12 protein-coding genes are annotated in these 14,688 nt (G+C 60.9%); 10 read left to right on the top strand and 2 right to left on the bottom strand.

From position 1 onward, the window contains the following. Nucleotides 1-12 precede the first annotated feature (12 nt). Nucleotides 13-417 (bottom strand): 30S ribosomal protein S12, encoded by a 405-nt coding sequence (rpsL, locus tag ACR9Y2_RS09465; protein WP_194447944.1) that lies wholly within the window; start codon nucleotides 415-417, stop codon nucleotides 13-15. Between the two features lie 559 nt (nucleotides 418-976). Here rpsL and ACR9Y2_RS09460 point away from each other — a divergent pair. The 10 genes from ACR9Y2_RS09460 (at nucleotide 977) to mbfA (ending at nucleotide 11,818) form a co-directional block, all read left to right on the top strand. After that, complete coding sequence (locus tag ACR9Y2_RS09460; RefSeq protein WP_435040902.1) at nucleotides 977-4,249, top strand: carboxypeptidase regulatory-like domain-containing protein; 3,273 nt, start codon at nucleotides 977-979, stop codon at nucleotides 4,247-4,249. 319 nt (nucleotides 4,250-4,568) lie between these two features. Continuing rightward, nucleotides 4,569-5,018, top strand: coding sequence for an ATP synthase F0 subunit B (locus tag ACR9Y2_RS09455; RefSeq protein ID WP_435040901.1), 450 nt, complete (start codon nucleotides 4,569-4,571; stop codon nucleotides 5,016-5,018). 4 nt (nucleotides 5,019-5,022) lie between these two features. Then, the gene (locus ACR9Y2_RS09450; RefSeq protein WP_435040900.1) at nucleotides 5,023-5,616 is read left to right on the top strand and encodes a F0F1 ATP synthase subunit B family protein; all 594 of its coding nucleotides are present in this window, start codon (nucleotides 5,023-5,025) and stop codon (nucleotides 5,614-5,616) included. Nucleotides 5,617-5,627: 11 nt separating this feature from the next. Continuing rightward, a complete protein-coding gene (gene atpH, locus ACR9Y2_RS09445; RefSeq protein ID WP_435040899.1) occupies nucleotides 5,628-6,182 on the top strand; it encodes an ATP synthase F1 subunit delta in 555 nt (184 codons plus the stop codon). A 15-nt stretch (nucleotides 6,183-6,197) separates the two neighbouring features. Continuing rightward, nucleotides 6,198-7,727, top strand: a complete 1,530-nt coding sequence (gene atpA, locus ACR9Y2_RS09440) for a F0F1 ATP synthase subunit alpha (protein ID WP_435040897.1) — start codon at nucleotides 6,198-6,200, stop codon at nucleotides 7,725-7,727. Nucleotides 7,728-7,748: 21 nt separating this feature from the next. Continuing rightward, entirely contained in the window at nucleotides 7,749-8,612 is an 864-nt protein-coding gene (atpG, locus tag ACR9Y2_RS09435) for an ATP synthase F1 subunit gamma (RefSeq protein WP_435040895.1), read from the top strand. 10 nt (nucleotides 8,613-8,622) lie between these two features. Next, the gene (gene atpD / locus ACR9Y2_RS09430; protein ID WP_435040894.1) at nucleotides 8,623-10,080 is read left to right on the top strand and encodes a F0F1 ATP synthase subunit beta; all 1,458 of its coding nucleotides are present in this window, start codon (nucleotides 8,623-8,625) and stop codon (nucleotides 10,078-10,080) included. A 3-nt stretch (nucleotides 10,081-10,083) separates the two neighbouring features. After that, entirely contained in the window at nucleotides 10,084-10,500 is a 417-nt protein-coding gene (locus ACR9Y2_RS09425) for a F0F1 ATP synthase subunit epsilon (protein WP_435040892.1), read from the top strand. A 45-nt stretch (nucleotides 10,501-10,545) separates the two neighbouring features. Continuing rightward, a complete protein-coding gene (locus tag ACR9Y2_RS09420) occupies nucleotides 10,546-10,857 on the top strand; it encodes an MTH1187 family thiamine-binding protein (protein WP_435040890.1) in 312 nt (103 codons plus the stop codon). Between the two features lies 1 nt (nucleotide 10,858). Continuing rightward, a complete protein-coding gene (gene mbfA, locus ACR9Y2_RS09415) occupies nucleotides 10,859-11,818 on the top strand; it encodes an iron exporter MbfA (RefSeq protein ID WP_435040888.1) in 960 nt (319 codons plus the stop codon). A 21-nt stretch (nucleotides 11,819-11,839) separates the two neighbouring features. On the opposite strand, the gene ACR9Y2_RS09410 is transcribed toward mbfA, so the two are convergent. After that, nucleotides 11,840-14,452 carry a hypothetical protein gene (locus ACR9Y2_RS09410; RefSeq protein WP_435040886.1) on the bottom strand — a complete coding sequence of 871 codons (2,613 nt, stop codon included), beginning with the start codon at nucleotides 14,450-14,452 and terminating at the stop codon, nucleotides 11,840-11,842. Between the last annotated feature and the right edge of the window lie 236 nt (nucleotides 14,453-14,688).

Raw genomic sequence — 14,688 nt, 5'->3', positions numbered from 1 at the left:
AGATCCTTACTACTACTTCTTCTTAGGTGCGGTTTTGGCGGCACCCGCCTTGGGACGCTTCGCGCCGTACTTCGAACGGCTCTGCATGCGGCCGGTCACACCAGCCGTGTCCAGCGTGCCGCGAACTACGTGATAGCGAACACCAGGCAGATCCTTCACACGACCGCCGCGGATCAGCACAATCGAGTGCTCCTGCAGGTTGTGGCCAACACCGGGAATATAGGTCGTAACTTCAATTCCATTGGTCAGGCGCACACGAGCTACCTTTCGGAGCGCCGAGTTCGGCTTCTTGGGGGTCGTCGTGTAAACACGGGTGCAAACGCCGCGGCGCTGCGGGCAAGATTGCAGCGCGGGGCTGGCAGTCTTATATCGGGTGGGCCTGCGTCCCTTACGGACAAGCTGATTGAAAGTGGGCACGAACTATCCTCTTTGGGCAGCTATGTGAAGCGTAGTCTCAACCGGCGAACACAACAAATATCCGCGCGCAGATCCTGCTCGCGGAAGAGGTCAACCGGCGAAAACCTCGAAAAAATCAACCGTTGCAGCGGGCACTGTGCCCGCCAATCAAGAGGGTCACTTCGGACACGCCCATGCTCCGTTTAGCGCTATGTCTAAAGGAACCTCGGGGCGGCCTCTCAGCCGGCTTCCCGCCGTTTCGCCCGGACTAGCCAGGCACAGGAAGGGTAGCTGAGAGAGGAAGAGCTAACTCCTCAAACCTTCCCAGGATACACACCCTCATGAATCGCTGTCAACTGGAAGCACATAATCTTCAAAACAAGGTGCTTGCCAGGAAGCCAACCCCTAGATTTAGCGGTATCTTGCCAGATACCTACTGTTTGCAGAGCCGCCACCACTTCCTCGTGGTTTCGCCAGGCATTCTCTGTTTTGTAAGCCCATCGAATTATTCTTGGCCGGGTTGCGCAACGTTCACGCAAGATTTACGGAATCGTAACCGAAGCCTGTGACGCTATTCAACATGAGGTTTCTTTTCACTCTGGCACTGTCTGCCAGTCTGTTGTTCGCTCAAGGCGACGCTGCTCGCATCACCGGCACGGTGACCGACGCGTCCGGCGCCGTCATTCCTGGCGCTATCATTAAGATTAAAAACGAGAAAACGGCCGCAGTGCGCGAAGTGACCGTCACCGACAATGGCTCCTTCGTCGCCTCCAATCTCACCCCTTCGGTCTACACTATCGACGCCTCGTCCAGCGGCATGGCTTCCGCCCAGTACCGCCAGGTCACTCTCACAGCCGGCCAGGAGCGCACCATCGCCATCATCCTTGCTCCCGCGGAAATGCAACAGTCTGTAACAGTTGCCAGCGGCGACCTGGTTGTCATCGATACCAGTTCGGCCCGCGTAGGCGCCAATATCAACGAGCGCGAAGTGGCCAATATGCCGTTGAACGGCCGCCAGCTCTCACAACTTTATCTGATGGTGCCCGGTGCCCAGACCGCAGGCGGCGGCAGTTACGACAACATCCGGTTCAGTGGCCGCGCCAATCAACAGAATGCCGTCCGGTTTGATGGCGTGGAAGCATCCTCTATTATTGATGCCTCGCCCGGCAACCTGAACGGTGAGTCCTCTACCGGCTTCAGGCTGCAGGCAAGCCTCGAGACCGTTCAGGAGTTCCGCGTGGAGTCCAGCAACTATCCCGCGGAATTCGGTACCGGCACCGGCGGCCAGATTTCGGTCGTCACCAAGTCCGGCTCCAACCAACTTCACGGCTCGCTCTTCGAATACGTCCGCAACAACTCCTTCGACGCCCGCAACTTCTTTGATACCACCAAATCACCGCTCCGCCTGAATCAGTTCGGCGGTTCAGTCGGCGGACCGATCAAGAAGGATAAGGCGTTCTACTTTGCTAGCCTGGAAACGCTGCGCCAGCGCGCCGGCATCAACCTGCTGGGTTCGGTACCCAGCGCGGCCGCCCGCCAGAGGGCCGTCCCCACCATCGCCCCGGTCGTGAATGCATTCCCCATCGGTACCCAATCCACCGCCAATCCTGATTTGGACCTCGCCCAACTCAACGCCTCCACCAGCCTGGATGAATACTCGGGCAGCATTCGTTTCGACTACGCCCTCAGCCCCAAATACTCCCTCTCTGCCCGCTATGTTCGCGACCAGGGCTATCTCTCGAGCCCAATGGATGTTACAGGCAGCCAGCAGCGTACCACCGCCGTCCCCCAAAACGGCATGATCAGCCTGCAGCAGGTGCTCTCGTCCAATTTGATCAATGAGACCAAGGTTGGCTACAACGGCTCGAAGACCCGCCTGAACGGCATCGCCCCGACAGTGAACGGCATCGACTTTTCGCCGATCTCGATCGATTTCACCGGCGCGGTTGCGATTCCCGGGATCGGCGGCCAGGGCGCTTCGGCCGGAGCTGCCCGCCTGGGCGGACTCATCCGGTCCAACAGCTCGCAGAACGGTCGCGCACAGCCCTACACAAACTACACAATGTCGTTCATCGACAACCTCTCTTACTTGAAAGGCAACCATACCTTCAAGTTCGGAGCGGAGGTCCGGCCGATCCGCCTTTACACCGATCGCCTGGGCGGCACCACCTACACCTTCTCGAATTTGACTGACCTGCTGGCCAACCGGCCCAGCACCATTCAGATTCTCGGTGACGTCAGCGCGCCCAATCCGCTCCACAACGGCATCGCCACCAATCGCTTCCTCAAACAGGCTTACTACGTCTTCTATGCGCAGGATGAATGGCGCCTGCGGCCCAACCTGACCATTAACTATGGGTTGCGCTACGAATACTATTCAGTAATGCATGAGGACCAGAACTTGTACACCCTCTTCCAGGTGGAGCGAGGGGATATCGCTCCGGCCGGTACGCCGTGGTACAAGAGCTCGAAGAACAACTGGGGTCCCCGGCTGGGCCTGAGCTGGTCGCCTTCGCGGTTCAACAACAAGACGGTGCTCCGCCTGGGCGCCGGCTACTTCTTCGGCCCCGGCCAGACGGAAGATCAAGTCCAACCCATTGATAGCGACCGTATTACGGTGAACGCGCCCACGGGCTCCGCTTTCCCGGTCAACAGCCAGCAGATCATCGCAAACACGAACCCCAGCAATCTGTCCGGATTCACCCCCAGAGCCTATTCCGTGGATTACACCCTGCCGGAGAAGGTCCTCAGCTACACCGCGTCTATCCAGCAGCAACTGCCGGGCAACACGGTGCTGACCGTGGCCTATGTGGGCAGCCAGGGCCGCAACCTCTTCCTGCGGTCGTGGACCAACGGCATCGTCGGGGTCACGATGAACCCAACGACAGGTGTCGGCAATCCGCAACTCCAGCTCGGCTCACGGTTTGGACAGATGGATTACAAGACCAGCGGCGGTACCGACCACTACGATTCCCTTCAGACTTCCGTCCAGCGGCGGTTCAACCAGGGCCTGACCATCGGCGGCCAGTGGACCTACGGCCACTCGCTGGGCAACACGGGCGGATCCAACGAAGCCCAGACCGCGCAGAACCCCTTCAATTTCGGCGCCGATCGCGGCAACAACGCCTTCGACATCCGCCACAGTGTGAATGCCACGGCTTTGTACGAGTTGCCCATCGGCACGGGCAGGAAGTACCTTGCCAACTCCAACAAGCTGGTGAACCTGCTCGCAGGCGGCTGGCAGATCGGCGGGGTGCTGAATGCCCGCACCGGCCTCCCCATCGACCTCACCATCGCCCGCAACGACATCGCGTACCAAGTGAATTCCACCGGCCAGATTGTCTCGAACCCGGTGGTTTCCGGAACTACGGTGTTGACCACGCCCGTCGTGAACAACCCGTACGGCGGCGCCTTCCGCAACAACCGGCGGCCAGATGTTGTGGCCGGTGTGGATCCGTTCCTGCACGGCAGTGACGGCCGCTATTTCCTGAACCCGGCCGCATTCGCCTTCCCAACGCCGGGTTCGTTCGGTAATCTGGGCCGGTGGGCTTTGCATGGGCCCAGCCTGACCCAGTTCGATATGACCCTCCAGAAGCGCTTCCGCCTCACCGAGCGGATGAACATGGAGTTCCGCGGCGAACTGTATAACCTCTTCAACAAAACCAACTTCTCCAATCCGTCGGCCCGCTTGAACAACGCGCTGGGTACCGGCGTCAACCAACTGCAGCCGGGCCAGCCGTTTACAGCCGCGGCGGCAGGCGGCACGTTTGGTATCGCCAACTCGACCGTTACCAGAGACGTTGGCTTGGGCGCAAGCCGCCAGATCCAGCTCTCCCTGCGACTGAACTTCTAGTTCAGGGCATCGAACCCTAATACACCCCACGCCGCACCCCGGCGTGGGGTATTTTTTTGTCCAGCCTGCGGAACAACACTGACGTCAAAAGCTATCTTTAGATATCATTACTATTCATGACCTGCTGATTCGGATTCAGTTCAGAGGAACGTATCCGCAAATCCTACGAATTGGCATGTCACTGGTTCAATTTCAATCGCTTGCGGGTTTGACCCGTTCAAAATTGTTGTGTTAGCCTACAAGCTTGGGGTTAAGAGTCACTCCCCCGCCTCCACACCCCCGGAATTACCGAGACATCCTCCGGTAAGGCGCCGATAGCATGGAACAGATTTTCGAAACCCTTAAAGGGATCATCGTCCGAGCCCTGCCTACGTTCGTTCTCGTCATTCTTCTACATTGGTTCCTGAAGAAGGTCCTGTTCCAGCCGATGGAAAAGGTTCTCGAGGAACGCCGGAAGAAGACCGAAGGCGCCGTAGAAGCCAGTGAAGCCACCCTAGCCCTGGTGAACGAGAAGTTAGCCACGTACGAGAACTCCCTGGCCGATGCCCGGGCCGAGATCTACAAAGAGCAGGAAGCCGGGCGGAAACGCCTTGCAGATCAACAGGTTAAGGCTGTCGAAGCGGCCCGCGTCAAGGCGGGCGAGCGCGTTGCCGTGGTGAAGGCGGAACTGGCCCTCGAAGTCGAGAAAGCCACGGCGAGCCTGACCGCCGAGTCGGACCGTCTGGCGGAAGAGATTGCCGGCCTGGTTCTTGCGGGAAAGGTACAGTAGGCCCATGAAGCGGATAGCCCTCCTCCTGATGCTGGCCGGCGCTACGGCCTGGGCCCAGGAACACGCTGAACCTGCCAAGGAAGGCCATGAAGCGGCCGGCCACGAGGCTTCCGATCCGACGCTGCCCGCCAAGTGGGTAAACTTCGCGATTCTGGCCGCTGGCCTGGGTTTCCTGGCGATCAAGTTCGGCGGGCCCGCCTTGAAGGGTCAACAGCACCAGATTTTGGACAGGATGAGCCAGGCTTCGCGCCGTGCGGAAGCCGCGAAGGTACAGGCCGATGAGATGGATAAGCGCATCTCGGGACTGCAGGTAGAAGTGAACGCGATCCGCCAGAAGGCAGCCGCGGAACTGGCAGCGGAAGCGGCCCGGCTCGAGAAGGAGACGGAGCAGTTGCTGGCGAAAGTCGAGCAGACCGCCGAACAGGAAATCGCCTCCTCCGCAAAGTTCGCCACCCAGCAGCTCAAAGCCACAGCCGCCAAACTGGCGCTGGACCTGGCTGGCCAAAAGATTCGCGCACGCATGACGGCGGGGACTCAAGGCGTTCTGGTGGACCGCTTTACGCAGCATCTCGGCGATTCGCGTGAGCTGCGAGGATAGGGAAGAGCACGATGTCAACGCTCGCGATCGCAAATCAATACGCCAAAGCGCTGCTTGAGTCCATCTCGCAACCCGGCAGTGGGGCGACGTCAGAGGAAGCGCTCACCCAGCTTGAGCAGTTTGACGTTGTCCTGAAAAGTTCGCACGACCTGCACACCGTTCTACTTTCCCCCGCGGTGCCACATGCCCAGAAACAGAAAGTGCTTGGCCGGATAGCCGAACTGCTGGGCCTGCACGGATTTGTCCGCAATTTCCTGTTTGTGGTGACACGCCACCGCCGGCTGAACCTGCTGGCTGAGATCCGCGAGCGCTATCAGGCGCTGCTGGACGAAGCCATGGGTCTGGTGCGGGCCCGGGTATCGACGGCGGTGCCGTTGACTCCGGAGCAGAAAGTGGCGCTGGAAGCGGCGCTGGCCCAGGTGACGGGCAAGCAGATGCGTTGCGCTTATGAGTTAGACGACACACTGGTGGGCGGCCTGGCCGTTCGCGTGGGTTCGACGATGTATGACGGATCGGTGAGGGGGCAGCTCGACAGCCTTCGCCGCCGCCTCACGAGTGAGGCCTGACAAGGAACTGAAAGTATGGCTCAGATTCGTGCCGATGAAATCGCTCGCGTACTTCGCGAAGAGATTGAAAATTACGACAAAGCTGTTCAGGTCTCCGAGACCGGTTATGTAGTGACGGTCGGAGACGGAATTGCCCGCGTCCATGGCCTGGACAAGGTGATGGCCGGCGAACTCATTGAGTTCCCGCACGGCGTATCGGGTATCGCCCTGAACCTCGACGAAGACGAAGTCGGCGCGGTGCTTCTGGGCGAGGCGTACGCGATTCGCGAGGGCGATGAAGTCCGCCGTACGGGCCGCATCATGTCGGTTCCGGTCGGCGAGGCGATGGTCGGCCGCGTCGTCAATGCGCTGGGCCAGCCCATCGACGACAAGGGCCCCATTGACACGAAGCATTTCTTTGCGATTGAGCGGATTGCCCCGGGCGTGATTGACCGCAAGCCCGTGAAGGAGCCGCTGCAGACCGGCCTGAAGGCGATCGACGCCATGATCCCCGTGGGCCGCGGCCAGCGCGAGTTGATCATCGGCGACCGCCAGACCGGCAAGACGGCCATTGCGCTGGACACCATCATCAACCAGAAGGGCAAGGGCGTCATCTGTATCTATGTCGCCATTGGCCAGAAGCGGTCGACGGTGGCCCAGGTGGTCAAGACGCTGCAGGACTACGGCGCCATGGATTACACCATCGTGGTCGCCGCCACTGCGTCGGAATCGGCCGCGCTGCAGTACATTGCTCCTTATTCCGGCTGCGCGATGGGCGAGTACTTCCGCGACAACGCGGGCCACGCCCTGTGCGTCTACGACGATCTTTCCAAGCACGCCGCCGCTTACCGCGAGATCTCGCTGCTGCTGCGCCGTCCGCCAGGCCGCGAAGCGTTCCCCGGCGACGTGTTCTATCTGCACTCCCGGTTGCTGGAGCGCGCCGCGAAGCTGAGCGACAAGCTCGGCGGCGGATCCCTCACCGCCCTGCCGTTCATCGAGACGCAGGCGGGTGACGTTTCGGCATACATTCCGACCAACGTGATTTCGATCACGGACGGCCAGATCTTCTTGCAGTCGGACATGTTCAACTCGAACCTGCGTCCGGCCGTGGACGTCGGTATCTCCGTGAGCCGCGTCGGCGGCAATGCCCAGACCAAGGCCATGAAGCAGGTGGCGGGCTCGCTCCGCCTGGATTTGGCGCAGTATCGCGCTTTGGCCGCATTCGCCCAGTTCGGTTCCGATCTCGACAAGGCATCGCAGGCCCAGTTGAACCGCGGCCGCCGCCTGACCGAGATCCTGAAGCAGGGCCAGTATCAGCCCCTGCCTGTCGAGAAGCAGATCCTGATCATCTATGCCGGCACCAACGGCTGGCTGGATGACATGGAAGTCGAGTGGTGCCTGCCGTTCGAAGCCGGTCTGTACCGCTTCGTCGAGAATGGCCACGCCGATCTGCTGACAGACATCCGCGAGAAGGCTGCCCTGGATGATGGCATCAAGGCGCGGCTGAACGCGGTGCTCAAGGAATTCAAGCAGCGCTTCCTGGCCGAACGCAAGGCCGGCAAGTAGGCCCGATCCAGCGAGGTTTTCATGCCCAGTTTGATCGACATACGCCGCCGGATCCGCTCGGTTAAGAACACCCAGCAGATCACCAAGGCCATGAAGATGGTGGCCACGGCCCGCCTGCGCCGCGCGCAGGAGCGCGTGATCAATGCGCGGCCGTATTCCCGCATGGCCGGCGAGATTCTACGCAACGTGGCGGCTGCCGCCGCGGGCGACGAGCGGGTGGGTGAGAATCCACTGCTGGCCGTTCGCGAAGAGAAGCGCATCCAGTTCATCCTGATCACTTCGGACCGCGGCCTGGCCGGCGGTTTCAACTCCAACCTGATCAAAGCGGCACAGCAATTCCTGACCGAACATGCGGGCCAGGAAGTACAGATGGAGCTTTACGGCCGCAAGGCACGAGACTTCTTCATCAGGCGGCCCGTCAAAGTGAGCGGCGAAATAACGGGCATCTCGCAAGCCCCGACGCTGGCCGACGCCAAGGCGTTGGCCGACAAGATCACCGACCGCTTCAAGAACGAGGAAGTGGACGCGGTCTATCTGCTCTACAACGAGTTCAAGAGCGTGCTCACGCAAAAGGTCACGCTGAAGAAGCTGCTGCCGATGGCGGTGCAGGCGGACGACGCGCCCCAGCGGGACTACATCTTCGAACAGCCTCCGGCCGAAATGCTGGGACGGCTGCTGCCGAACTACATCCTGCTGCAGATTCTGGAAGCGTTCCTGGAATCGGCGGCGGCGGAACATGCGGCCCGCATGACGGCCATGGATGCGGCGTCCACCAACGCCAATGACGTTATCAACAAGCTGACCCTGTATATGAACCGGGTGCGGCAGGCCAGCATTACGCGCGAGATTATCGAAGTTGTCAGCGGGGCCAGCGCCCTCGAATAGGAATTCCATCATGTCCACAGCAGCGCAACAGGAAGTTCTCGGAAAAGTAATTCAGGTATCCGGACCAGCCGTCGACCTGCAGTTCCCTGAAGGGCAGATCCCCGTCATTTACACGGCGGTGAAGATCACCAGTGAAGGGTTCGTCGTGCCTGAGCCCATCAATATCATGGTGGAAGTGATGCAGCACATCGGCGAAGGCCGTGTGCGTTGCGTCGCCCTACAGCCCACTGACGGCTTGGTGCGAGGCATGAAGGCGATCTCGACGGGTGCGCCCATCACCGTTCCGGTGGGCAAGCAGACCCTGGGCCGCGTTCTGAACGTTCTCGGCGAACCGGTGGACCAGCAGGGTCCGGTGAATACCGAGAAGCGGTTCCCCATCCACCGCGAAGCGCCCATGTTCGACGAGCAGTCGACCGGCCTGCAGATGTTCGAAACGGGCATCAAGGTCATCGATCTTCTCGAACCTTACCTGCGCGGCGGCAAGATCGGCCTGTTCGGCGGCGCCGGTGTCGGCAAGACTGTCGTCATCATGGAGCTGATCAACAACATCGCCATGAAACACGGCGGCGTGTCGGTGTTCGCCGGAGTGGGCGAGCGTACTCGCGAGGGCAACGATCTCTGGTTGGAAATGCAGGAGTCGGGCGTACTGGATCCCACCGATTGGACGAAATCAAAGGTGGCGTTGATCTACGGCCAGATGACTGAGCCCCCAGGGGCCCGTCTGCGCGTCGGCCTCACCGGGCTGACCGTGGCCGAGTACTTCCGCGACGAAGAGGGCCAGGACGTGCTGCTCTTCATCGACAACATTTTCCGTTTCACCCAGGCCGGCTCGGAAGTCTCCGCGCTGCTGGGCCGCATGCCTTCGGCCGTGGGCTATCAGCCTAACCTGGCCACGGAAATGGGCGAACTGCAGGAACGCATCACTTCGACGAAGAAGGGTTCGATCACGTCGGTGCAGGCCATCTATGTGCCCGCCGACGACTATACCGATCCGGCTCCGGCGACGACCTTCGCCCACCTCGACGCAACCACGCAGCTTTCGCGCGACATCGCCGCGCTGGGTATCTATCCCGCCGTCGATCCGCTCACCTCCACCTCGCGCATTCTCGATCCGCTGGTTGTCGGCGACGAGCACTACTCCACCGCGCAGCGCGTCAAGGGCGTTCTGCAGCGCTATAAGGACTTGCAGGACATCATCGCGATTCTGGGCATGGACGAACTGTCGGAAGAAGACAAGCTCAGCGTTTCGCGCGCTCGCAAGATCCAGCGCTTCTTCTCCCAGCCGTTCCATGTGGCCGAGCAGTTCACGGGCTTCAAGGGCAAGTATGTGAAGCTGGCCGACTCGATCAAGGGCTTCAAGGAGATCGTCGACGGCAAGCACGACGACGTCCCCGAGCAGGCTTTCTACATGCAGGGCACGATCGAGGAAGTGTTGGAGCGTTCCGAACAGATCAAGAAGGCGAACTAGGCCATGTCCGGACTGTTGACGCTGGAAGTTGCGACGCCGGAGCGCCTGCTGTTGAAAGAGCAGGTGAAAGGCGTGACCGTGCCCGGTCTCGACGGCGAACTGGGCATTCTCCCGGAGCATGCTCCGCTGCTGTCCGAGTTGGGCTGCGGTCCGCTCTCCTTCGAACTGGAGAACGGGCAGAAGAAGTACATCTCCATTTGCGGCGGCTATGTCGAAGTGCTGCCGGACCACGTCCGGGTGTTGGCCGCACAGGCCGAGAATGCTAGCGAGATCGACGCGAAGCGCGCCGAAACCGCTCTGCAGCGCGCCAACGAGCGGTTGTTGCATCCGACAGCCGACATGGATGTCGCCCGCGCCCTGAACGCCCTGAAACGGGCCCAGGCTCGCGTGGCCGTGGCAAAGATCGCCGCCGGCAAGTAGCCGGCACACCCACCCCGATACAATGGCGGTAGCGAGTCTACCGCCATGCATGCCATTGCCGATATTTGTGTGATCCCCCTCGGTGTCGGGACCTCCGTGTCCCGGGAAGTGACCGTCTGCGAGAGAATCCTGCGGGAATCCGGCCTCAGGACGATGCTCCACGCCTATGGGACCAACGTGGAAGGGGAGTGGGACGACGTGATGTCGGCCATCAAGCGTTGTCACGAGGCACTGCACGAGTTGGGGGTGCCGCGCATCTCCACCAACATCCGCATCGGCACCCGCACCGACAAAGCCCAGACGATGCAGGATAAGGTCGAGCGCGTCGAGCAGCGCCTGGTGCAGGATACCCTCTGACATGGCCCGCAATTTCAAAGACCTGCACGAGCGCGAGATCCTCGCCCTGGCCATTGCGCTGGAAGAAGAAGACGGGCGCATCTATGCGGACTTCTCCGACGGCCTGCGTGAGACTTACCCGGCCACGGCGGCCATGTTCGACGGCATCCGTGGCGAGGAATCGAACCATCGCGCGCGTCTGATTGAGCTCTATCAGCACAAGTTCGGAGAACACATCCCGTTGATCCGGCGCACGGACGTGAATGGATTTGTTCAGCGCCGGCCGGTGTGGCTAGTGCGCCCTCTGGGCATCCATGTAGTGCGCAAGCAGGCGGAGATCATGGAACTGGAGACGCGGCGCTTCTACGAGAAGGCGGCGCAGCAGGTCTCCGACGCCTCGATCCGCAAGCTGCTGGGCGATCTGGCCGAGGAGGAGCGCAAGCACTCCGCCCAGGCCGAATCACTGGAGGAAGAACACCTCTCTCACGGTGAGCGAGAGAAGGAAGATGCCGCGCAGCGCCGTCTGTTTGTACTGCAAATCGTGCAACCGGGCCTGGCCGGGCTGATGGACGGTTCCGTTTCGACACTGGCGCCCCTATTTGCGGCCGCCTACTCCACGCATAGCAGCTGGAACGCGTTCCTGGTCGGCTTGGCCGCTTCCGTGGGCGCAGGCATCTCGATGGGCTTTGCGGAGGCACTGTCGGACGACGGTTCCCTGACAGGCCGTGGGCACCCCTGGATCCGCGGCGTCGTCTGCGGTCTGATGACCACGGCCGGCGGCATCGGGCACACGCTGCCCTTCCTGATTCCGAACTTCCATCTCGCGATGACCTCGGCCGTAGCCGTGGTGGCGGTCGAACTGGCCGTGATCAGTTGGGTGCGGCACCGCTACATGGACACGCCCATTGTTTCCGCCACGCTGCAAGTTGTTCTGGGCGGAGTGCTGGTGTTCCTGGCGGGTATGTTCATCGGCAGCGCGTAGCCGGCAACACACTCCCCTTAACTAAGGAATAACCGCGGTACCAGTCTGAACCCAGCCCGAATCGCGGCCCAGGGGATCGAGGGTACGCTGAAACACCAGTTTGTTGCCGGACATGGGCGGCTTGGTGTTGAGGGTTGCCTTGAGCGTAAAGCCGCTGGCGAGATTCGTGACCTGGGCAGTGCCGGTATCGATGGAGCACGCGCTGCTGCTCAGCAGGTTGGATCCGGCCCCGGGTGCAACCGGCCCAAGGAAGAAGCCTACATCGCTCGAGTACATCCAAAGCCCATTGCCGGCACGATCATAGTGCAGGAAACAGAAGGGCTGGCCGCCACCATCCGTGGCCGCGGCGATGAGGAATTGCGACCAGCCCTTGTTCGTGCCCCCAAAGCCGGCCGGGTCCGGGTAGGTCATGGTGTAGGTTCGCTGGCTGCCTGCACTGGAGTTGAGCACCTGGCTCATGCCAGCCATGGGCGCCACCGTCGGATTCCAGGTCCCCTTCAGGTTCCACTGACTGTCCGTCTCGCTGAGCGTATATGACCGGACATACACGTTATACGCTGCGGCGGCCTTGAAGACGAGGTTCGCGTTCAGGGTGACTGTAGCGCCGGAGCTGGAGACGCTAGAAGTCTTTGTATTTAGTCCGCACAGGGAATTCTGGAGGTCGCCGCTGGCCGTGCCCGGCTGGACGGGGCCAACAAAGAAGCCGCCATCGCCATACACCCAGAACCCATTGCCTTGCACATCGTAGTGGACGAAGCAGTAAGGCTGGCCTCCGCCGTCGGGTGCGGCGGCGACCAGCAGTTCATACCAGGCCAAATCGTTAAACCCGGCAGCGGCTGTGTAGGTGGAACTCAGGGATACGCCAGGGCCTGAGCCGGATGCAGGTGTCACCGACAGCTTACTGAGTGGAAGCGGTAAGCCGCTGAAGATGGCGTAGACTGTGGCCGGATTCTGCAGGTAAAGGCTGAAGACGGGCTGACTGCCGTAATAGGCGCCGGCAAAGGTCGTAAAGGTGTTGTTGCCGATAGCGCCGGCGGAAATCATGACCTGACCGCGGTCATACCAGCCGCTGGCGGGGGAGATCGAGCCCCCCTGGGTAGCGATGGTGGTCAGGAAGTACTGAGGCCTGTAAAACACGTTCAGGCTGGCCGACCGAATGGAGTTGGCCGATATTGTATGGGCTGGGCCGTACCCATCACTCCAGCTGTCGAAACGGTAGCGGGTTCCTGTTCCACCGCCGATGAAATCAAGGGCCAGCACACTGTGGCTGCTGCCGTAAACCCAACTGAAATTCTGGGCCGCCTGGTAAAGGACCCCATCCACATAAAATGGCATCCCGCCGGAGTAGACCTGCACGGCAACCACTGGGGGAGTAGAGGTCAGCAATACAACGGTGATCCCACCGCCGGCCACCGCCGTCACATTCTGAAGGTCAGTAGGAACCGCGTGGCCGTGGTCCGGTTCGCAGCCGTACATGGCCAGAGACCCGTCCTTCTTCAGTGCGACGCCGCAGTACCCGGCGCCAAGCCCCATGCTGTCGACGTTGCTCCAGCCGGTCAGGTCAGGCAGGCCGTAGTCAGCCCACATGGTGATGCTATTGTCTGCATGAATCACGGCGGTCATGGAAGCACCGGCAACTACTGAGACTGCATCTGTGATTCCTGCGGGCATGGGAGAGTAAAAGTTATTGAACGCAACCGGCACGCCATTGGACCTCAGGGCAATCACGTTCGAGCCGGCCGACACGTCCACAATATCCGTGGCATTCTTCACTGTCGTCGTGAAGATGTATTGCGTGTCCCCCCAGGCGCTGACAGTTCCATCCGCCCTGAGGGCCAAACCGACATGGTCGTTCGCTGCGATCTTGACGACATCAGTTAAGCCGGCAGGTACGCCTGTTCCCCCCGGGCCGGGTCCCCACGCCACAACTGTCCCATCCGATCTCAGCCCTACTCCGAAGGACGAGCCGGCAGCCACCGCGATGAGGTTGTTGAGACCAGCCGGGACGGCACACTGGTAGTCGTCGGGGCAGCCCCAGGCCGCCACCGTGCCATCTTTTCGCAAGGCCAATATCTCACCGGTGGCCGACACAGAAACAACATCGGAGAGATTGCCTGGCATCGGTACATATGGATAGTTGATGCTCGGCGTGAAGACGACGGGCACGGCCGTGTCTCGAACTGTCGCGACATCGCTAGCCGACTTCACAACGGGATCGCTCCCCCCGGCCACTGATACCTGCAAAATCAGTGGGTCCGGCGCATTGATGTCGACCGAGGCAAGCACAGTAATGGCCGGATAGTTCTTTCCAGCGGCAAGAACGTCGGTCCGGACACAGGATGTGGCATTGCATGACCAACCTGGGCCTCTCAGTTTCGAAATCTGAAGTCCAACCGGAGCGGGCACTGTCACCTGCACTTGTCCCACGGTCGGACCGGCCAATGCGTCATTCCCAACCCGGATCAAGTAGGCAGCGTTCGTCTGGCCGCGCAGGAAGGTGCTCATCCGGGAAATGCTGATCTTCAGCGCGGCCGGAGAACCGGCGTTGGCCGGCACGGCAGCCTGCTGGGGGCCGGCATCCTTCGTACCTTGGATGACGTCAGTTGCGCCGGAATCCGTGGCGCTGGCCTGCACAACGGAAGATTGGGCGATACACCCAGAGGAATTCAGAATAAATAATGCGAAACCGCAGTGGAGGATACAGCTATAAGTGATACGCAAGAAGCCCCTGCATAAACTTACAACGGAGCCCTGGTCGAGTCAACTTAGGCCTGCTTATCCGGCAGATATTCTCCCATCGGAAGATTCACCCGAATGTAATGCCTTGCTCAGCAGATGGTTGCCGTGGTCGATTCCACGGGCAACCATCT

The sequence above is a fragment of the Paludibaculum fermentans genome (assembly GCF_051172195.1).
Classification (GTDB): domain Bacteria; phylum Acidobacteriota; class Terriglobia; order Bryobacterales; family Bryobacteraceae; genus Paludibaculum; species Paludibaculum fermentans_A.
This window is presented reverse-complemented; position numbering and strand designations above follow the sequence as displayed.